Origin of the sequence: Agrobacterium sp. SORGH_AS_0440 (genome assembly GCF_031453135.1) — a bacterium.
GTDB classification, from domain to species: Bacteria; Pseudomonadota; Alphaproteobacteria; order Rhizobiales; family Rhizobiaceae; genus Agrobacterium; species Agrobacterium pusense.
Map to the genome: position 1 here is coordinate 1,219,289 of NZ_JAVIYR010000001.1, position 20,040 is coordinate 1,239,328.

Annotated in this window: 19 protein-coding genes; 8 read left to right on the forward strand and 11 right to left on the reverse strand. The window is 59.1% G+C overall.

Translation table 11 applies throughout. The features are described 5' to 3' along the window. Position 1: 1 nt before the first annotated feature. The 4 genes from QE453_RS05605 to QE453_RS05620 form a co-directional block, all read right to left on the reverse strand. Positions 2–1,183, reverse strand: coding sequence for a glycosyl transferase family 1 (locus tag QE453_RS05605; RefSeq protein WP_279873942.1), 1,182 nt, complete (start codon positions 1,181–1,183; stop codon positions 2–4). Positions 1,184–1,248: 65 nt separating this feature from the next. Continuing rightward, positions 1,249–2,040, reverse strand: a complete 792-nt coding sequence (locus QE453_RS05610) for a glycoside hydrolase family 16 protein (protein ID WP_004437693.1) — start codon at positions 2,038–2,040, stop codon at positions 1,249–1,251. A gap of 4 nt (positions 2,041–2,044) precedes the next feature. After that, positions 2,045–3,193: an acyltransferase gene (locus QE453_RS05615; protein WP_022563429.1), complete on the reverse strand. Its 1,149-nt coding sequence runs from the start codon at positions 3,191–3,193 to the stop codon at positions 2,045–2,047. 371 nt (positions 3,194–3,564) lie between these two features. After that, complete coding sequence (locus QE453_RS05620) at positions 3,565–5,043, reverse strand: lipopolysaccharide biosynthesis protein (RefSeq protein WP_309776530.1); 1,479 nt, start codon at positions 5,041–5,043, stop codon at positions 3,565–3,567. A 117-nt stretch (positions 5,044–5,160) separates the two neighbouring features. Here QE453_RS05620 and QE453_RS05625 point away from each other — a divergent pair, with 117 nt between their 5' ends. Both QE453_RS05625 and QE453_RS05630 read left to right on the forward strand, forming a co-directional pair. Beyond that, positions 5,161–6,126, forward strand: coding sequence for a glycosyltransferase family A protein (locus tag QE453_RS05625; protein WP_004437703.1), 966 nt, complete (start codon positions 5,161–5,163; stop codon positions 6,124–6,126). A gap of 51 nt (positions 6,127–6,177) precedes the next feature. Further along, positions 6,178–7,143 (forward strand): polysaccharide pyruvyl transferase family protein, encoded by a 966-nt coding sequence (locus QE453_RS05630; protein WP_004437706.1) that lies wholly within the window; start codon positions 6,178–6,180, stop codon positions 7,141–7,143. 182 nt (positions 7,144–7,325) lie between these two features. Here the strand turns inward: QE453_RS05630 and QE453_RS05635 are convergent, their stop codons facing one another. Next, positions 7,326–8,315, reverse strand: a complete 990-nt coding sequence (locus QE453_RS05635) for a glycosyltransferase family 2 protein (RefSeq protein WP_279873943.1) — start codon at positions 8,313–8,315, stop codon at positions 7,326–7,328. 109 nt (positions 8,316–8,424) lie between these two features. Then, positions 8,425–8,703 carry an exopolysaccharide production repressor protein gene (locus QE453_RS05640; protein ID WP_004437712.1) on the reverse strand — a complete coding sequence of 93 codons (279 nt, stop codon included), beginning with the start codon at positions 8,701–8,703 and terminating at the stop codon, positions 8,425–8,427. A gap of 339 nt (positions 8,704–9,042) precedes the next feature. On the opposite strand from QE453_RS05640, the gene QE453_RS05645 reads away from it, so the two are divergent. Continuing rightward, entirely contained in the window at positions 9,043–9,309 is a 267-nt protein-coding gene (locus QE453_RS05645; RefSeq protein ID WP_184288912.1) for a DUF6074 family protein, read from the forward strand. Between the two features lie 71 nt (positions 9,310–9,380). On the opposite strand, the gene QE453_RS05650 is transcribed toward QE453_RS05645, so the two are convergent. Both QE453_RS05650 and rpsU read right to left on the reverse strand, forming a co-directional pair. Beyond that, a complete protein-coding gene (locus QE453_RS05650) occupies positions 9,381–10,280 on the reverse strand; it encodes a tetratricopeptide repeat protein (RefSeq protein WP_279873944.1) in 900 nt (299 codons plus the stop codon). Positions 10,281–10,413: 133 nt separating this feature from the next. Continuing rightward, a complete protein-coding gene (rpsU, locus tag QE453_RS05655) occupies positions 10,414–10,641 on the reverse strand; it encodes a 30S ribosomal protein S21 (protein WP_003508541.1) in 228 nt (75 codons plus the stop codon). Between the two features lie 316 nt (positions 10,642–10,957). Between rpsU and QE453_RS05660 the strand changes: the two genes are divergently transcribed. The 5 genes from QE453_RS05660 to QE453_RS05680 are packed head-to-tail and all read left to right on the forward strand — an operon-like array spanning position 10,958 to position 16,451. After that, complete coding sequence (locus tag QE453_RS05660; RefSeq protein ID WP_279873945.1) at positions 10,958–12,211, forward strand: sarcosine oxidase subunit beta family protein; 1,254 nt, start codon at positions 10,958–10,960, stop codon at positions 12,209–12,211. After that, positions 12,211–12,621 (forward strand): hypothetical protein, encoded by a 411-nt coding sequence (locus QE453_RS05665; protein ID WP_279873946.1) that lies wholly within the window; start codon positions 12,211–12,213, stop codon positions 12,619–12,621. Before QE453_RS05660 ends, QE453_RS05665 begins: the two co-directional genes overlap by 1 nt. A gap of 11 nt (positions 12,622–12,632) precedes the next feature. After that, the gene (locus tag QE453_RS05670; protein WP_004437737.1) at positions 12,633–12,947 is read left to right on the forward strand and encodes a sarcosine oxidase subunit delta; all 315 of its coding nucleotides are present in this window, start codon (positions 12,633–12,635) and stop codon (positions 12,945–12,947) included. Beyond that, entirely contained in the window at positions 12,944–15,904 is a 2,961-nt protein-coding gene (locus QE453_RS05675; RefSeq protein WP_279873947.1) for a sarcosine oxidase subunit alpha, read from the forward strand. Before QE453_RS05670 ends, QE453_RS05675 begins: the two co-directional genes overlap by 4 nt. Then, positions 15,897–16,451 (forward strand): sarcosine oxidase subunit gamma, encoded by a 555-nt coding sequence (locus tag QE453_RS05680; protein WP_113730391.1) that lies wholly within the window; start codon positions 15,897–15,899, stop codon positions 16,449–16,451. The genes QE453_RS05675 and QE453_RS05680 overlap by 8 nt, the downstream gene beginning before the upstream one ends. Here the strand turns inward: QE453_RS05680 and QE453_RS05685 are convergent. From QE453_RS05685 to glgX, 3 genes are read right to left on the reverse strand one after another with little or no spacing between them, the layout of a single operon-like run. Continuing rightward, on the reverse strand, positions 16,448–17,491 hold the full coding sequence (locus tag QE453_RS05685; RefSeq protein ID WP_279873948.1) for a DUF2332 domain-containing protein: 1,044 nt from the start codon (positions 17,489–17,491) through the stop codon (positions 16,448–16,450). The genes QE453_RS05680 and QE453_RS05685 overlap by 4 nt on opposite strands. A 21-nt stretch (positions 17,492–17,512) precedes the next feature. After that, entirely contained in the window at positions 17,513–18,001 is a 489-nt protein-coding gene (locus tag QE453_RS05690; protein ID WP_004437750.1) for a MaoC family dehydratase, read from the reverse strand. 54 nt (positions 18,002–18,055) lie between these two features. After that, positions 18,056–20,011: a glycogen debranching protein GlgX gene (glgX, locus tag QE453_RS05695; RefSeq protein ID WP_279873949.1), complete on the reverse strand. Its 1,956-nt coding sequence runs from the start codon at positions 20,009–20,011 to the stop codon at positions 18,056–18,058. Between the last annotated feature and the right edge of the window lie 29 nt (positions 20,012–20,040).

Below are 20,040 nucleotides of genomic sequence, written 5' to 3' on the forward strand. Positions count from 1 at the left end.
ACTACACGGGTGAAAACTGCGCTTCACGGGCGTGGCCGGAAGCGGATTTGGCGAGTGAGGACAATTGCTGCACCAGCAGACGGCAATCGTCGCGGTCGGTCAGCCATTGTTTCCTGTCTGTTGCCGACAGGGCGTGGAAGGCATCCGCATAGGTTTGCGGGGTCATCTGGTTGAAGAGGGCGGCAAGATCGTCAGCGCCCGCCTGTTGCAGGACAAAGCCGATATTGCGTTTTTCAATGAAGCGAGCCGTTTCCGTGCCAGCAAGTGCAATCGGCAGAGTGCCGTAAAGGCAGCCCTCGTACAGCCGGTTGGGCAGCAGCCAGCTGGAATTCTGGCCTTCCTCGAAAAAGTCGATCGCCCAGGTAAATTGCACCTCGTTATAGATGGCGGCTAGGTCCTCGGGGTTTTTGTAAGGTCCGTTGAAATGCACATGTGGAGCAGCCGCCACGAAGCCATCGAAATCAGCAAACTCCGAATAGGCCGGCCGGCCACGCAGGATGATTTCGACCCTGCCTTCCATGCGGCGAGCGAACTCAGCGAGAATTTCAAGCGATTTGCGGCAGCGAAGCGCGCCGAACCAGCCGATTTTCCATGGCTCGCCGGGCGCGGGCGCCCGTGGTCTTGGCGTGGCGGCAACGGTGTCGTCGAGCGCCAGCACCTTGTTTTCCTGCAACAGGACAGGAAGGTCGAGGCCCGACACGGGCTTGAAATAATGCTCCACGAATGCCGGGGAACTTGTCACCAGAAGCTTTGCGTCGCGTGCGAAATAACGCTGCGCGGCATTCAGCATCTGTCCGGGCTTGCCTTTGTTGAGCAGCAGACGGTGAATATCGAGACATTCGTAAACCAGCGCCGGGCGGCTGGAATAGATCGACATGGCGCGCTTTGCCAGAGCCAGCATTTCGAGGTTCCTGGCGAGAACGACGTCGGGTGTCGGAATTCCGTTCAAGACTTTGCCGAGCGAAAGGCTGGCTTTCGCCACTGCCGCCATGCGCTGCAGAAATTGCCCGTCGGCGGTTTCCCCGAGCACGACGGGTACGACGCCTTCGATCTCCGCCAGCCGGTTCTGTCCGCGCCGGAAACCGGCCAGCGTGACCCGCGCCCCACCTGCAAGCAGCGTCAGCACCCGCCGACGAATGGCGGGGTCTGACAGATCATGCGCGAGGTAGAGAATATGGATCATGCAGGGTTCCGGTCGGTTCGCGGGTCAAAGACGCCGCAGCACAGGATTTGGTTCAAAAAAATCGGTCAATTCAGAGCGCAGGCGATGCTTTCCGGGAACTGGCATTTATCGCCGAGCGCGGTGAAGGCGAAGCGGTCAACGACCATCTGCGATGGCCCGGCATAGGCAAACTTGCCCATCCAGTCCTTCAGCGTATCGGTGCCCCACAGGCTGAAGAAAATCTTCTGGGCGTTCTGCGGAATTTTCGTCGCGTCCGTCACCTCATGAACGAGCTTGCCGTTGACGTAATAACGCAGGCGCTGCGGTTCCCAGACGAAGGCATAGTCGTTGAAGCCGGCATCGGCCCCGCCTTCCACCGGCACCAGCTTCTCATTGCCGCCCTTGGCGGACACATATTGGTTGAGCTGCACCTGACCGGTATTTTTGCCAAGAACCTCAAAGTCGATTTCGTCGTGCGGTTTTTTGTCGGTCGGGCCGATATAGGTGAAGAAGGCGGAGTTCAGGCCAGGGCCGGTGGCGGCCTTCATGCGCGCTTCATAGGTGCCGTAACGATAACGGCCCTTGGTCTGGATTTCACCGCAGGCGAAGTTGCGGTCGCCAGCCTTGGCTTCCTCGAAGCCCAGCGTCAGCTGGCCGTTCTCCACCGTTGCCAGCTTCTTCGACCAGGTGCAGTTCTGGTGCGCGCCATTGTTCCAGCCGTCAGAAACGTACCAGAAGCTTCTGTCCATCTGGTCGAAATTCTCCATGAAGGACGTGCCATTGCCCTCTTGGGCGTTGACGGGGGCCGTGAATGCCGTTGCAGTGAGGGCGGCGGCAAGAAGAATGCGTGTCTGAACGCGGGTGACAAATGTTGTCATTGGTTCACCTCTGTCGTTGCGAATAAAGTGTTTCGGATGTGGGTGGGCCTATCGTGGAAGCCCGTTTGGCCGCGAATTCGGCCTTTGCCTTGCCTTTGCCGCTGCGGCTTCCGGTCAATACGGCATAGACGGCCGGCAGGTATTTGCGGGTCTGGGCATTGCTGATCACCAAAATGACGAAGGCGCAAAGCGTCGCGCTGATGTAGAAAGCGGGATAGAAATCCGGCCCGCCCTTGTTCCAGACCATCCACATGATGACCAGCAGCGGGTAATGGGCGCAGAATATCCAGAAGCTGAGACTGCCGGTCTCGGCAAGCCTCTGACCAAGCCGGCTGCGGATCAAGATCGATGAAGACACCCAGAAGCCGAGCGCGCCGAAGACCGCGAGCAGATTGCGCGACATATTCAGCCAGAATGTGAATTCAGGGCCAGTAAAATAGAGACCTGTGGCGAGAATGGCCGACGCGGCAAATGTCAACAACATGATCGGCAGGGCATAAGGATCAAGTGCCTTGACGTCGACCCGGTGCAGCGCAAGCGCGATGCCGAGCGAAAAGCTGAAGAGGATGGATTTTTTCTGGACAATGAAGATCTTCAGGTCCGGCATGGCCGTGACGATCAGCAGGATTACGAGCGTCGGCAGCGCAAAGCGGCGCATCAGAAATGCGAGCACCGGCGACAGCAGAATGCAGACAAAAAGGTCGCGCAGGAAATAAAGCGGCACATTCACCGGCAGCTCTTCCAGCGCCGTACCATGGCTGAGTATTTCGCGCGGGCTGGCGTTCCATAGGTCGGGAAAATATCCGACGCCAACCTCGAACAGCTGGATCAGCAGCACGGCGGCAAACAGTGCGCCATTCCACAAGAGGAATGGCAGCAGCACGGTTTTCGTCTTGGAGCGGATCGTCGCCGGATAATCGAAAGCGCTCATGCCGCGGCGAAACAGCAGATAACCGGAAATGGCGCTGAGACAGGGCACGCCGATGCGAAACAGCGCGTCGCCAAGGAAAACCCGCAGCCAGTCGAAAAAGCCGTAAAGGCCAAGAAAGGGGCTGGTTTCGGCATTGTGCGGCACATGCACGAACACGATTCCTGAAATCAGCAATATGCGCATCAAGTTGATACGGGAGGATAGGTTCTGATCGACAGTCACATCAGTCACCCCTATTGGGCGGCGTCTCCCCACGCCGCGTTGCAACCAGAGCGAACTTAAGCCCGCACTGGGAAGTCTGGTTTCGACTTTGGGATAAAATGTGGCGACGCGGGAAAAACACAAGATTAGATTTTGCGGGTGAATGTCTGGCGTCAGCGCAGTTTCTATCGCGTGAAAAAATTAAACGATTGAAATAAATGAATTTTATCTAAACTCACGCTTCATTAAAAATCTCTGAAGCGTGCGAATTTGTCATTTGCCGTGATGTTGCGCTGCAAAAAGAGCGCCGAACCCACCTTGCCACGGCGAGAAAAATCACCGTGGCAAGGCCCCTTAACGGCAGAAATGAGGCGCATTTTTCTGTGATATTTCTAACCTTGGGTTGCGGTATTCGGCATACGCCGTGATTTGACCATGCCCAGGATTTTTCCCAGCAGGGCACGTTCAGTCAGCAGGATCAGTATTGCATAGATGGCGCCGCCCACGGCAGCACCGATAAGAACCTGAAGGGTGGCATTGGGAATGCGATCGGCGAGAAGGTGAAGCAGATAGCGCACCGCAACGGCCATCACGAAAGCGGCTATCATCGGTCGACTGCTGACATAAAGGCCCCGGAAGAAAGGCGTGTCGCTGGCCTTGAACACGGCCCAGGAGTAAGCGACCAGTGTGACCGCGTTCACGATGCAAAGCCAGACCATGGCGTCGATCAGCGTGCCATAAAGTGCGGCGAGCCACACTGCCACCGTGGTGACGATGGCGCGGATCGTCGCCGACCAGAACAATACGCGGCCGTAACCAGCACCCTTCAGATACGGGATGAAGGTGCTGCACGGTGTGAGAATGGCCTTGGACAGGGCGAGCAGCCCGAGGACAGGCCAGGCATAGGCCCAGTTCTGGCCGAAGATGACAAGCATGGCCGGCTCGGCCACGGCACAGAGACCGAACATCATGGGCGCGAGCAGTACGGTCAGCACCTGCGTGCTGAACATCAACGCATCACGACGGCGCTGCGGGTCGTCCATCATGCGGCTGAAGGCAGGAAACAGAACCCCCATGACGGCGGATAAAACCACCTGGTTGGGAATGCTGGCGAAACGGTTGGAGGCGGAATAGGCGCCGGCATCCGCCAGACCCAGGTGACGGGCAATGACCACCATCGGCGACTGGAATGTGACAAAATTGGCGATTTCTGAGCCCATCAGCCCCGAACTGAAGCCGAGAAGCGGCACCAGCCGGCGTGGCTTCATGACGAAACGCGGGCAATAGCGGGAAACCGCATAAAGCCCGACAAGACGGATGAGAGCTGCGGCAAAAAGCTGGATGATAAGTGCCCAAACGCCGAACCCCATGAAGGCGAGCGCGACCGCGACAATCGCTGCGATGCTCTCCGAGGCCATGCTCCATAGCGCATCCTTGCTGAAGTTCATCCGTCGCGCCAGCAGCGAATAGGCGACATCGCCGGCAAGCTGCAATGGAATGAGGAAGGCCATGATGCGCAGCAGGTATGCGCTTTCCACCGCCCCCAGCAGTCCGCCGAAAAATTCCGCCCAGATGTAGAGGACGGCTGCCATGGTGCAGGAGATCGCCAGATTAGCCCAGAAGACGGTATGGATCGTTTCCATATCCTCTTCCTTCTCAACGATGAGAGCGGAGGTGAGCCCCGCGCCGGCAATCATGGTCAGGAACTGTACAACCGTTAGTCCTACCGCTACCACCCCGAATTCCTCCGGGGAAAGCAGCCTTGCAAGAATAGGGACCGTGACAAATTTAAGCCCGAATGTCCCTGTTTTTGATAAAACGCTCCAGCCGACATTCGTGGTGATGGTCTTTACATTTGGCGCTGGGGGCATACAAGCATCCTGTTTCTGGAGGCCGGCGGGAGGAAGCCGGTTGGGAGTTGCCGATACCATCGGGGCCGCTTTTAGGATCGGGCCCGACACTTCTTGATCAACGCAAGGGGCGAAACAATGGCAAGATTTACTGTCGTCATTCCCTACTATCAAAAGCAGCACGGTGTCCTGGGACGTGCACTCGCATCGGTTTTTGCGCAGACCTACCAAGACTTCGATCTTGTCATCGTCGATGACGAATCGCCATACCCGATCGATCAGGAACTTGCGGAACTTTCGCAGGAACAGAAAGACCGGATTCTTGTCATTAAGCAGGCCAATGCCGGCCCGGGCGGCGCCCGCAACACCGGTCTGGACAATGTGCCTGACGGCACCGACTACGTTGCCTTTCTTGATTCCGACGATATCTGGACGCCCGATCATCTGCGGAATGCGGCCTTTGCGCTCACGACCTATGGCGGCGAGTGCTACTGGGCGTCCATGCAGGCAAGTGACGAATTTTATTATCATTTCGCCATTTCCGAGCTGGAAAAGAATGAGGGTGCGGCACGGCTTTCGGAGAAGCCGCTGGTGATCGAACTGCCGGATCTCGCAAGCGTCATGCTGCGGAACTGGAGCTTCCTGCATCTCTCCTGCATGGTGATCGGTCGTCCTCTTTTCGAGAAGATCCGTTTCGATCCGGCGCTCAGACTGGCGGCGGAAGACGTGCTGTTTTTCTGCGATTCCATCCTTGCATCGAAGCGGACACTGCTCTGTGACGACGCCGGCGCGATGCGCGGCATGGGCGTCAATATCTTCCACAGCATCGACAATACCTCGCCGGAATTCCTGCGCCAGCAGTTCAATACCTGGGTGGCGCTCGATACGCTGGAGGGACGTTTTTCTCGCCGGCCGGCCGATGTGGCGTCCATCGCTTCCTATAAAAACACGGCGCGCAAACAGGCTCTCTGGAGCCAGGCTGGCAACCTGAAACGGCGCAAGGCTCCCGAATTCGGTTTGCTCCTAAAATGGGCAATGCGCGATCCGGCACTGCTGCGCGCCGCTTTCGAACTCGGCGCCGGAAAAATCGTCCGATCCAGATGAGCGAATTTTCGCCCGCAACAATTTATATGTTTTTCACCCAGGAGTGACCTCATGAAACCTTACCACTGGGAATCTCATCACGGAAATTTCGGTGACGATCTCAACCTGTGGCTGTGGGACTTTCTGCTTCCGGGCCTGCGCGATGTGCATGACGATGTCATGCTCGTGGGCGTCGGAACGGTGCTCAACGACGTTCTTTTGCCCGCCAAGCAGCGCAAGCTGGTGATCGGCAGCGGCTATGGTTATGGCGCGGTGCCGGATACCAGCACCGAGTTCTGGGATATCCGCTGTGTGCGCGGCGAAAAAACCGCCGCCAAGTTGGGGCTTGCTCCCGAAAAAGGCATTGTCGATCCCGCCGTGATGGTCACCGAGATGCCTGATTTCAAAGGGCTGCCGAAGCTCCACAAGAAGACTTTCGTCCCCCATTGGGAATCGGCGGAATTCGGCATGTGGGAAACCGTCTGTGAACCGGCAGGACTCACCTATCTCGACCCGCGCGGCGAGGCAAAAGCGGTCATCCGCGCCATTGCCCAATCGGAATTCATCGTGGCTGAATCCATGCATGGTGCAATCCTTGCCGATGCCTTCCGCGTGCCGTGGGTCGCCGTCAGCACTTCACCATCGATCAACAGCTTCAAATGGAGCGATTGGGCCGGCAGCGTCGGAGTCGAATATCAGCCGCGCTATGTGCCGGTTTCAACCCGCGCGGAAGCGGCGAAAAAGGGCTCACGCTTCTGGGGCATGAGCTTCCCCCCACCGCCCGCCCCCGTTGTCACCGCCGATTCCGTCTCTGCGCTTGAGGGCCGGGCGCATGAGGGCGATGTAATGGTGCGTCCGCAGGAAACGCAATCCCGCTCGTTGCGGAAGCTCGCCAAGCAGGTGCTGGCCGCACCTTCCACACTGGCGCTCTGGCAGGCAAGCCGAGCGGAACCGCGTCTTAGCCCGGATGGCAGACTGGAGGAACGCAAGGAGCGTTTCGCCGCCGTTCTGGAAACGGTAAAGCGGGATTATCTCTAGAGGTGAGAAGCGGATGCCGCAGAGAATTTTCTGCGGCTTTTGCTTGAGGACACCGTTGCCGCATCGCCATGCTTTGGCCTGTCCCGAGCATCTGCGACTGGGCGCTTAGAGGATACGTGAGCAAATCCCCGGGACAAGCCCCGGGGCGGACGGCAGAGATTTGTCGTGAGTTGTCTTTTCCCTTAGGAAACCGGCGTGCCGTCCAGCAGATAACGCACGTCCCGCACCGGCGCCGCTTTGCGGAAGCGGGCGGTCTTGTCGCTCCAGATACCGCGTGTAATGGCGGGCAGGGCGGGCAGACGCGCAAGGGCGTGGCTCAGCGCTCCGCTCACACCCTTCTGTTTTTTTGTATCGAGAAAATGGCGAAGCTCGAATTTGGCGCGGATGTGTTTCTCGTGCTCGCGCAGGATCGCCGTTTCCTCTGCCGAGAGCCGGCAACCGGCGAGAATCGCCCTGTCTGCTTCGTAGAGAAGACGGAGATCTTCGGTTCGGTGGCGGCCACTCAGCGAGTTGCCGCGAACGATCGCACCGTAACCGCAATGACGGATGACCTTGTAGCGCGCGCCGGCCGCCAGCGCGCGCACGTAAAGTTCGTAATCCTCGCCAAGTCGCAGAGCCTCGTCATAACGCAGCGCATGTTTGTCGAGAAAGGCGCGGCGTATCACCGGTTTTAGGAAGCCGGTTTCCCCGCGCTCCGCACCAGGCCTGGAAATATTGCCTTCCACGAATTCCGTCAGCGACAAAAACCGCGCCTGGGGCTCGAAGCGGGCAGGCTGCATGGAGGACGCGCCTGGAACGGATTGCTGAATGAAGGCGATATTATCGGCCACGAGGTCCCAGTCGTCATCGGCCAGCATGGCGGCGAAACGGCCGTGGAAGAAAAAATCGTCCGCGTCGAGAATGCTGATGAGGGGAGCGGAGGAAATCGAGATGGCATGATTGCGCGCAGCCGATGGCCCGCGGTTGACGTCGAATCGCACCACCCGCAGGCGGCCCGTGCCGTCATCCGCCGCATGCGCCACGTCGCTCGTTGTATCGGTGGAACCATCGTCGATCACCACGACTTCGCCGACCTCTGGCTCCGCAAGGGCGGAACGAATGGCGATATCGATGGTATCAGATGCATTCTTTGCAGCGATGATGACGCAAATGGGCTGTGAACCGCTCACCATGGGGTGTCCTTCTGCTTTGACGAACCTTCAGGATTTGGCCAGCAGAAAGTGTCAGCGATATGGATGCAAGCGATTTTTTGCGATGCAATAAAAGCGGATGCGAAAAAACTTACATATCCGTCAGCTTTGCCCCATGCGGCGGTGCGCTTTTCGCGGTGTCTGCTGCAATTGTTTCAGCGCTGAGGTCCCGGGAAAAGGTCTCCCGCATCCGGCGTTTTTCACGGGCGACCAGAACCAAAATCGCCACGAAGTAACCGACTTGCAGAATGACTGCGCAAATGAGGGTCTGAATGAACGCCGTATAGAAGGAGCCGTGGATGAAATATGTCGCAACCGCAAAAGCAAGCAAAGCACCGATCATGCTGAAAAAAACACGAGGTGCATACATGTTGCTCTCCTCCCGAGAACGATTTCTCCATTTTTGACTGCGCTGCGGCATTTTTCTTCTTTGCAGGAAATATACGATGAGACCGGTGCTGTTTCAACACACATATACTTCTTCTACCTCCCGCGGCATGAAATTTCGGTAATCTTGATTGGTAAATTCCTCAGTAACTGCCGATTCGCATCGATGACGTCGGCCAGCCAACAGTGATGCCTGCTTCTGTTAAGTCTAAAACCGCCTCCGGTGCAGGCCTTGCGGAGTGTCTGGCCCGCTCTGCAGACTTCGTTAACCATCTCGCCTTTAAAAAGTCGGTATTGATTCCTCGAAGAGCAGGGTGCCCGCGTGACGACGAGTTCAGAAGTAATCGCCTTTCCGGCAAAGAACCGCATTGCCGACGTAAAACGATGTGCAACCATTCTCGACCGGCTGCATGGTGTGGAGGCGAATGATTTCTGGCGCAGGGAGTGCCGTGAACTGGCCGCCCGTCTGACGGCGCTTGGCTATGAGGACGCCGCCATGCGCCGCGAGGTCATGGAATTTCAAAACGCCGTGCAGGCTGAATTGTGGGCGGTGGATGCCGCGCCCGAGGCACGCCGCGACAGCCATTGATGGTTCTTTTTCTTCATTAAAAAAGCCGGCGGGTTATAAACCAGCCGGCTTTCTTATTGGTTCCGGACGCCTTAGGAGGCGCTAGCGGCGCCGCGCGTGCGGGCAACGCCATCCAGTGCGGGCTTGTATTTGGGATCGAGTCGCGCCGCATGCGCATAGGACTTGGCCGCCTTGGCCATTTCGCCGCGTCGCTCATAGACCAGCGCCTGATTGGCCCAGGATTCCGCCACATTCCCGTCAAGCGAAATGGCGTGGTTGAAATCCGCGAAGGCGTTTTCGTCGTCATTGAGCGCGACGTAGGAAAGGCCGCGACCGTTATAGGGCTCCGGTGACGTCGATGACAACGAGATTGCCTTGGAGAAGTCCTCGATGGCCTGGGCATGCTGGTTACGCAGCTGGTAGATCAGGCCGCGATTGTGCCAGGCGCGACCGTCGGTGGTTTCCAGCTCGATGGCGCGGGAGAAATCGTTGAAGGCTTCGTTGACGCGTCCGGACTGCCGGTAAAGATTGCCGCGACCGATCAGCGCCACATCGTAGCTCGGATTGATCTGCAGGGCGGCGTTGTAGTCCTGAAGGGCCTGCTGCTGCTGGCCGCTATTGCGGTAAACCAGCGCGCGGTTGGCATAGGCCTGGTAAAAGCGCGGGTTGAGCTGCAGCGCCTTGTTGAAATCTTCGATGGCGCGGCGCGAATCGCCGGCGCGGCCGTAGGCCGAGCCGCGGACGTTGTAACCTTCAGGATCCTGCGGATTGGCGTTGATGACCGAGGTGAGAGAGGCGATGTTTTCCTGCGAGCCCTGTGCGCGGTCGATCCGGAACACATCTTCCGTCTGGTTGGATGTCGCGCAGCCGGAAAGACCGGCAAGCACGGCGCAGACGACCAGAGAAGCGCGGAACCCTCTGTTGTTTTTTAATGGCAACCGGCCCGTGGAGGCATCGGCGTTTTTCACAACACAGGTGTCGACAGCGATCATTCGGTGTGGGTTCCCTCGCAGGCCGGTCTCACGGTCGTTTTCAAGAGCGTTCTCCGGCCACAAACACAAAGAGCGGCGGCGAATTGATCGCCCCCGCCCAACAAGCATTCAAAAACGTCCAAAAGACGGCCTATTAACGGCCTGCGCGGGGGCCAGCAACCAGACCTTCGCGCTGTGCACGCTTGCGTGCCAGCTTGCGAACGCGGCGAACGGCTTCAGCCTTTTCGCGAGCGCGCTTCTGGGAGGGCTTTTCGTAATAATCACGCATCTTCATTTCACGGAAAATGCCTTCGCGCTGCATCTTTTTCTTCAGGGCGCGGAGCGCCTGATCAACGTTATTGTCGCGGACTAGTACCTGCACGTTAAACCCGTTCCTTTAGTTTGGTTATCTTGCTGTGTGAATAAAGGCATTCGCACGCAAACAAAAAGTGGTTCATCCGGCTGTTGAGCCGGGCGATTGGTGACGTGCAATAACAGATCATTTGCAGCAAGTCCAGCCGGTAGCGCATATTCAGCCACAAAATGCGCGCCGTCCCGCAATCTTTCGGTCATGTCGAAACAAAACCATTGCCGCGTCGCAAAATGGATATTGCCTCCCATCCCGATTTGCCATGTGTATGATACGGGCCGGGGCTATGTTCCAGGCCTCTGGCCGGTTCTCGAGGAGCAGATTGCGAATGCGCAAATATTCCGTTTTTGCCGTGGCGCGTGAGGCGCTCAGGGGTCATAAGGGCTGGGATGCGCAATGGGCCTCACCCGAGCCGCGCAAGGACTATGATGTCATCATCATTGGCGGGGGCGGCCACGGTCTCGGAGCGGCATATTATCTTGCCAAGGAACATGGCATGACCAATGTCGCGGTTCTGGAAAAAGGCTGGCTCGGCGGTGGCAATACCGGCCGCAACACCACCATCATCCGCTCCAATTATCTCTATGAAGAGAGCATGGATATTTACGAGCATTCCCTGAAACTGTGGGAAGGCTTGAGCCAGGATCTCAATTATAACGTCATGTATTCTGCGCGCGGCGTGATGATGCTGTCGCACAATATCCATGACCGGCAGTCCTTCAGCCGTCATATCAATGCCAACCGTCTTTATGGCATCGACAATGAGTGGCTGACGCCGGAGCAGGCAAAGGCGTACTGTCCGCCGCTCGACATATCCGGCAATGCGCGTTACCCGATCAATGGCGCAGCCCTTCAACGTCGCGGCGGCACGGCACGCCATGACGCTGTCGCCTGGGGTTATGCGCGCGCGGCCTCCGACCGCGGCGTGCATATCATCCAGAACTGCGAGGTGACCGGCATTCGCCGCGGGCCTGATGGCGCGGTGACGGGTGTCGAGACAAATCGCGGCTTCATCGGCGCAAAGAAGATCGGCGTATCGGCCGCCGGTCATTCCTCCGTCATCATGAAGATGGCAGACGTGCGCGTTCCCTTGCATTCCAACCCGCTGCAGGCGCTGGTTTCGGAGCCGCTGAAGCCGATCTTCCCCTGCGTCGTCATGTCCAACACGGTGCACGCCTATATTTCGCAATCCGACAAGGGTGAGCTGGTCATCGGTGCGGGTACGGACCAGTATAATTCCTATTCGCAGACCGGTGGTCTCCAGATCATCACCCACACGCTGGACGCCATCTGCGAGCTGTTTCCGATCTTCCGCCGTGTGAAGATGATGCGTCAGTGGGGTGGCATCACCGATAACACGCCTGATCGTTCCGCCATCCAGAGCGTGACGCCCGTGCCAAACCTCTTCGTCAATTGCGGCTGGGGCACGGGCGGCTTCAAGGCGACGCCGGGTTCGGCCAATCTCTTCGCGCATCTCATCGCCCGCGGTGAACCGCATCGTCTGGCGGCCGGGCTGACGCTAGACCGGTTCCGTACCGGCCGCCTGATTGATGAGGCTGCCGCTGCCGCGGTGGCGCATTGATGCTGGCGGCGGCCATGCTTGCGATCAATATATCAGGCGCGGCCGAGGCCGTGCCCGCCGGTAGCGTCATTCCCGGGGCCGAGGATTTTCGCAGCCAGAAGATTGCGAAGATGCAGGGTGAGAAAGACTGGCCCTTCACGGCGGAAAAAGGCCTGCTTTTGTGTGCTCCCAGCCTCGCAAACAAGATGGTTTATTTTGTCGGAGAGAATGAGGATGGCGAGCAGGATTATCCCTTCGCGATCGACACCGACATGATGGCGGTCGCCATCGTCAATATGGGACGGGCCTCGGCGTTGCGCCCCTTCGATAATTTTGAGCAGCTTTTAAAGCGGCTTTCCCCTTTTGTAGCCATGGGGAAGCGGCTGTGTGACCAACCCGCCGGAACGATCCTTCCGGAAAATTCTCTCTAGGTGGAGCGACGATGCTTCTGATCCATTGCCCCTATTGCGGGGAAGACCGTTCCGAACTGGAATTCCGCTGGGCGGGCGAAGCCCATATCGCCCGGCCGGAAAACATCGCCGATATCTCCGACGAGGCCTTCGCGGAATATTTCTTCATCCGCGACAACGACAAGGGCCTTGTTTTCGAGCGCTGGCGTCACATTCACGGCTGTGGCCGCTTTTTCAACGCCGCCCGCGATTCGGTGAGCGACAGATTCCTGATGACCTACAAGGCGGGTGAACCGAAACCCGATATTGAAACGGTCCTTTCGGCAGAAAAGGGAGCCGGGCAATGAGCGGCGATTATCGTATCAAGGGCGCAGGCCGTCTCACGCCGGCGAGAACCGCGCGCTTTACCTTTGACGGCAAGATCTATCCGGCGCTGGAGGGCGATACGGTTGCGTCAGCCCTTCTGGCCAATGGCGTGCATCTGATCGGCCGCTCGTTCAAATACCACCGTCCGCGTGGTTTCCTGTCGGCCGGGCCGGAGGAGCCGAATGCGCTGATAGACGTGTCCCGCGACAGCCTGCGCAAGCAGCCCAACGTGCGCGCCACGGTGCAGGAAGTCTTCGACGGCGCGATTATCGCCTCGCAGAACCGTTTCCCGTCACTGTCCTTCGATCTGAGCGCCATCAACGATCTTCTGTCGCCGATGTTCGCGGCCGGTTTCTACTACAAGACGTTCATGTGGCCGAAGGCCGCCTGGCACAAGATTTACGAACCGCTGATCCGCCGCGCCGCCGGCCTCGGCAAGGCGCCGAGCGAGCCGGATGCGGATCATTATTCCGGACGTTATGCCCATTGCGACGTGCTGGTGGCCGGCGCTGGTGTCGCCGGTCTCACAGCTGCGCTTTCTGCCGCGAAAACTGGCGCCAGCGTCATTCTGGTGGATGAGAATGCGGACGTCGGTGGTGCGTTGCGCTTCGACACTGGCGCTGTAATCGACGGCCTGCCCGGTTATGAATGGGCGCAGAAGGTTTTTGCAGAGCTGAAGTCCCTGCCCAATGTGCGGGTTCTGACGCGTACGACCGCCTTTGGTTATTACAACCACAATTTCGTCGCGCTCGCCGAACGCGTCACCGATCATCTCGCGACGCCGGCCAAACATCAGCCGCGCGAGCGCCTTTGGCAGGTCCGCGCCAAAAAGGTCGTGCTGGCGGCCGGTGCGATCGAGCGCCACATGGTCTTCGCCAACAATGACCGGCCTGGCATCATGCTGGCTTCGGCCGCCCGCACCTATCTGAACCACTACGGCGTCGCCGTGGGCAACAGCGTCGGTGTCTACACCGCTCACGATTCCGCCTATGAGACTGCCTTTGATCTGAAGAAGGCCGGGGTGAAGATCGCCACCATCGTTGATTGCCGCGAAAATCCGGACCAGCGTCTGCTGGACGAGGCCCGGGCACTCGGCATCGAGGTGCTGGCGGGTCACAGCGTTTACAATACCGCCGGCCGCCTGCGCGTATCTTCCATGACGGTCGGCCGCAATGGCGGGTCGAACAAACGCAAGATCGCCATCGACGCGCTTGTTGTCTCCGCTGGCTGGACGCCTTCAGTGCATCTGTTCTCGCAATCGCGCGGCAAGCTGAAGTTTGACGCGGCTAACCAGCGTTTCCTGCCTGACATTCATGTGCAGAACTGCGTCTCCATCGGCGCCTGCAATGGCACGGATGATCTTTCGGCGCTGATCGCCGAGGCCGCGGCTGCGGGTGGCGGCGCGGTGGCGTTTTCCGGCGAAAACGCCCGGGCCTGGACAGGCGGCATGATTGGTGCGGCGGAGGGTGCAGGTGAGGGCACCGGCGTCAAGGCTTTCATCGATTTCCAGCACGATGTCTGCGCCAAGGATATTCGCCTTGCCGTGCGCGAGGGCATGCATTCGGTCGAGCATATCAAGCGCTTCACCACCAATGGCATGGCGTCCGACCAGGGCAAGATGTCGAACATGCATGGCCTTGCCATTGCATCGGAAGCGCTCGGCCGGGATTTGCCCAAAGTCGGTCTCACCACCTTCCGCCAGCCCTATACGCCGGTTACCTTCGGCACGCTTATCAATCATTCGCGCGGCGCGCTGTTTGATCCCGCGCGCAAGACGCCGATGCACGACGAAGAGCTGGCGGCAGGCGCGGTATTCGAGGATGTCGGCAACTGGAAGCGTGCCTGGTTCTTCCCGCGGGCGGGCGAGGACATGCATGAAGCGATCAACCGTGAATGCAAGACGGTTCGTGAGAGCGTTGGCGTGTTTGATGCCTCCACCCTCGGCAAAATCGAGGTGGTTGGCCCGGATGCGGCGAAGTTCCTGAACCTCATCTACACCAATGCCTGGGATACGTTGAAACCCGGCCGCTGCCGTTATGGCATCATGACCCGCGAAGACGGCTTCGTTTACGATGACGGCGTTGTTGGGCGCCTGGCCGAAGACCGTTTCCACGTGACGACGACGACGGGCGGCGCGCCGCGCGTTCTCCAGCACATAGAGGACTATCTCCAGACCGAATTCCCCGATCTCAATGTCTGGCTGACATCGGCAACCGAACAATGGGCCGTGATTGCCGTGCAGGGGCCGAAGGCGCGCGAGGTTATCGCGCCTTTCGTCGAGGGTATCGACCTTTCGCCGGAGGCCTTTCCGCATATGGCGGTGGCGGAAGGCAAGTTCTGCGGCGTGCCGACGCGGCTTTTCCGCGTCTCCTTCACCGGCGAACTCGGTTTCGAAATCAATGTGCCTGCCGATTACGGCGCAGCAGTCTGGTCTGCAATCCGGGAGAGGGCGGAAGCCGTCGGCGGCTGCCTCTATGGTACCGAGACAATGCATATCCTGCGTGCCGAAAAGGGCTATATCATTGTCGGGCAGGATACGGATGGCACCGTAACGCCCGATGATGCCGGGCTTGGCTGGGCTGTCTCCAAAAAGAAAACGGATTTCGTCGGCATTCGCGGTCTGAAACGCCCCGATCTAACGCGCTCCGGCCGCAAACAGCTTGTTGGCCTGAAGACGAAGGACCGGCTGACCGTTCCGGACGAGGGCGGTCAGATCGTTGCCGATCCGAACCAGCTAAAGCCAATGACCATGCTCGGCCATGTGACCTCGGCCTATTGGTCGGAAAATCTCGGCCATTCCATTGCTTTCGCCTTGGTGGCGGATGGCAGGGCGCGCATGGGCGAAACGCTCTATATTCCGCTTGCTGATAAAACCATTGCCGTCGAAGTGACCGACATGGTCTTCCTCGACAAGGAAGGAGCCCGTCTCAATGGCTGATATGCTGCACGCAAAACGCAAATCCGTGCTCGAGGATTTTCACGGCGGTTCGCCCTTTGTATCGCTGAAGCCTGCGGCTTCTGCCTCGCGGTTGTCGCTGCGGGCACGCGAGAGCGCCGTGCCGGCGCTGTCCGAAGCGCTCGGTCTTGCCTTGCCGACCAGCCCGAAAAGCTCGGTCACCTCTGGTCTGCGATCCGCTCTGTGGCTCGGCCCGGATGAATGGCTGGTGATCGATCAGGGCGAAAGCGATCTCATGGTGGCGCTTGCCGGCGTTTCCGGCCTGTTTTCGGCAACTGATATTTCCCACCGCAACACCGCCATCATCGTTTCCGGCGCTGGCGCGGAAGCAGCTCTCAATGCCGGCTGCCCGCAGGACCTTTCTCTTGCGAGGTTCCCGGTAGGTGGCTGCTCACGCACTATTTTCGGCAAGGCGGAAGTGGTCCTGCTGCGCACGGCGGATGACACATTCCGGGTGGAGTGCTGGCGCTCCTTCGCGACCTATGTCGGTGGGCTGCTGCAGGAGGCGGCTGAGGACGTGGCGGTTTAACTCTCTGTCCAACCCCGCCATTCCACCCATCGCCCATGGAAATCGGCGCGGCCGATTTCCTGCTTTTCGCCGCCCGGCCAGATTTGAAGCATAATTGCAGCACCGCCGGGCGTCGCATCCGCTTCCATTTGCAGCCGGGCAAGCGGGGCGTCCGGCGTGGCGCGGGCGCCGGCCTCGGCAATCACAGTCTCGCCGGCCTGTTTCAGGTCATCGGGCAGATATTGCCAGGCGACGGAATGATAGATGACATGGGCAGCGCCCGGATATTGCGTGGCAAGGCGGCGTTGCAGCCAGTCGACAGCGTCGGCCTTCTCGACATGCAGAGCGTGTTCCATCGCTATGCGCAGGGCGGCGGCCGTTCGTTCCAGCCTGTCGGTCTGGTCGGCCCAGACATAGGACATCAGCCGCAGACGATCTTCCGCGGATGACGGATCAAGTGGGTTGATATCGCAGCCGGCGCGCTCGATAACGTCGATCCGCTCATGGGCGGGGGTGTCGCCGCGCCACTCCGGTGACAGGAAAACATCGGATTGTTCACCCCAGACGAGATCGCCGAGGCGATATCGGTAACGGTCAAATTGCAGGTTGAGGCCAGCGCTGGCTCCGACTTCGGAAAGCACCAGCGGCTTGCCCGTCATTTTCGCAATCGAAAGAAAGCCAGGCAGCAGAACGGCAGAACGGCGAACCTCGTTGGTCTGCGGCGGTGATTGCAACCTTTCGAGGATGAAGGCGGAATGAAAACGCAGGGCGTTTAGACATGCCTGCCAGAGCGCTTCTTCGTTTTCCGGCGGAATATCGGCGAGCGGCGCGATCTTTTCCTCTATGGCAAGCGCATGCAGGGCGCCGGCCAGCCGTAGCGGTACGGAATCTCCGGATGGGCCGACATCGCCGAACCAGGACAAAATTCGCTCGCCGACCTCTGTCTGGCGGTCGAGCCTTGTTGCCATGGCGCGGCAAAGCCGTGCCGTGAAGGGAGAGCCGAGGCTGTCGCAGGCTCTTGCCTGAACGAGAAACGCATTCCTTACGGCTTCGTCATGCATGCGGTCTCTCCCTCGTGGGTTTCAGGCGTCCTCCGGCCTGTCCTCCGGATTGAACTGGCTGATGGTGGTCCAGCGCGCGGTTAGCGCCGGCTTTTTCTCGTTTTCGATTTCCACCGTCACATCGTAGGTGGTCATCAGCATGGAGGCTCCGCGAAAGCGCGTCTCCGCCAGGGTGAAACGGCCGCGCACGCGAGCACCGCTTTTGACCGGAGCGACGAAACGAATGGCGTCAAAGCCGTAATTGATGCCCATGGTCTGCTCGCGGATGCGCGGCAGGGCGTCGTAATTCAGGGCCGAAAGCAGAGACAGCGTCAGGAACCCATGTGCAATGGTGCCGCCAAAGGGACTTTCCGCTTTGGCGCGTTCCGGATCTGTGTGGATGAACTGGTCATCCAGTGTTGCTTTTGCGAAGCTGTCGATCATTGTCTGGTCGACCGTGATCCAGTCGGAAACGCCCATTTCTGTGCCAACGTGGTTTTTCATCTCGGCCAGCGCAATTTCTTTTGTCATGTTACCTCGTCCGCATTGTCTCCCGCGACTTATACGGCTCGTGACGCGACGGGATCAACCGCGCAGATAAAACACCACCGAACGGGCTGGAAGGAAGGCGGGGTTACCGAAATCCGTGCCGATGGCGGACCAGCCACCGCCCGGCAGGGTGAAAGGCACGATCTCACGGCTGCGGTTTATCAGCACGGCAAGTTCAGCGTCGGCACCAGTTTCCCGGTCGAGGGTGGAAAGCACCATGGCAAAAGCCTGCGCAATTGGCCTTTCCCAGTCTGCCGTCGTCATCGGCTCGCCGGCGGGGGCGAGCCATGTCACATCGCCATGGCCTGAGAAGAAGCCTGTCCTCGAAAACACATCGAAACGTTTGCGCAATGACGCGAGAAAGGCCGTATGGTCGATCAATTCGCGGGAAAGCGATGACCAGTCGACCCAGCTTATCTCATTGTCCTGGCAATAGGCGTTGTTGTTGCCTTGCTGGCTGCGGCCGCCCTCGTCGCCCGCCGTGAGCATCAGGGCGCCGCGAGAGACGAAAAGCGTGGAAAGCAGCGCCTTCACATCTGCAGTACGCGCGGCTCTAATGACGGGATCGTCTGTCAGCCCCTCAAAACCATTGTTCCAGGAATGGTTGTCATTATGGCCGTCGCGATTGCTCTCGCCGTTTTTCTCATTGTGCTTATGTTCGTGGCTGACGAGATCGTAGAGGGTGAAACCGTCATGGGCAGCGAGAAAATTGACGCTGCGGGTGTTCTGGCGGCCATGGCGGGAAAAGATCGGCGAGGAACCGGAAAGCGCATCGGCCAGCGCCCCGGTCGTGCCGGCGTCCCCGCGCCAGAACCGGCGCATGTCGTCGCGGGCGCGATCGTTCCATTCGAGGAAGCTTTCCGGAAAATTGCCGAGCTGGTAACCGCCGGGGCCGATATCCCACGGTTCGGCGATTAGCAGGCGGTCATAAAGCGCCGGGTCCGAATGCATGGCCGAGAGCGTTTCGCTTGCCATTTCGAAGCCATTGGCCGTTCGTCCGAGCACTGGGGCCAGATCAAAGCGGAAACCGTCCACGCCGGCACTCAGAACGAAATGCCTGAGAGAATCGATAATAAGCTGCCGGATATAGGGATGGTCGCAGGCGACCGTGTTGCCGGTGCCGGTATCGTTGACCAGAACCCCCGGTTTGCCCGGCGGGTGACGAAAGGCGGTGAGATTGTCGAGCCCGCGCAGCGACAGAACCGATCCTTCGATATCGCTTTCACCCGTGTGGTTGAAGACCAGATCGAGAATGACGCCGATTCCCTGCGCATGCAGCGCTGCAACCGTCTCGCGCAGTTCCCGCACACCACCGGGACAGAGTCGCGGATCAAGCGCCATGAAGCCGACGGGATTATAACCCCAGGCATTGGAAAGGCCGAGAGGCGGCAGGTGACGCTCGTCGATCCACGCGGTAATCGGCATCAGCTCCACCGCGTCGACGCCGATTTTTTTCAGGTGGGCGAGGATGGCGGGATGGGCGAGCGCGGCGACGGTGCCCCGGATGTCTTCCGGCACCTCGGGATGCAGCTGCGAAAAGGACTTCACGGAAAGTTCGTAAATCAGCCCACTTTCGGCGAAAAGCGGGGGTTGGCGCTTGAGCGGCTCATGGCTGGCAAGAATTGCCTTGGGCACGATGTGGCCCGTTTCCTGACCAAAGGCAAAAAGGGCTGGATCATGCCGGAAGGGACGGTCTATCTCGGTGGCATAGGGGTCGAGCAGCAACTTTGCGGGATCGAACCACAGGCCATGTTCGGGCGAATAAATACCGTGAGCGCGAAAGCCGTAACGCGTACCCGGGCCAGCGTCGGAGACGATCAATCCGTGAATGTCGCCTTCACCGCGCACCATTGGCAGGCGCGCCATCTCTTTTTCCCCGGCCGTATCGAAGAGACAAAGATCGATCTGGGAGGCGTGCCGGGAATAGACCGTGAATTCCGTTCCGTTTTCCGTCTGCAGCGCGCCTTTGGGGAAAACGGAAGGTGTCTGCATTATCTGTCTCCGCTAGATAATATCTCTTC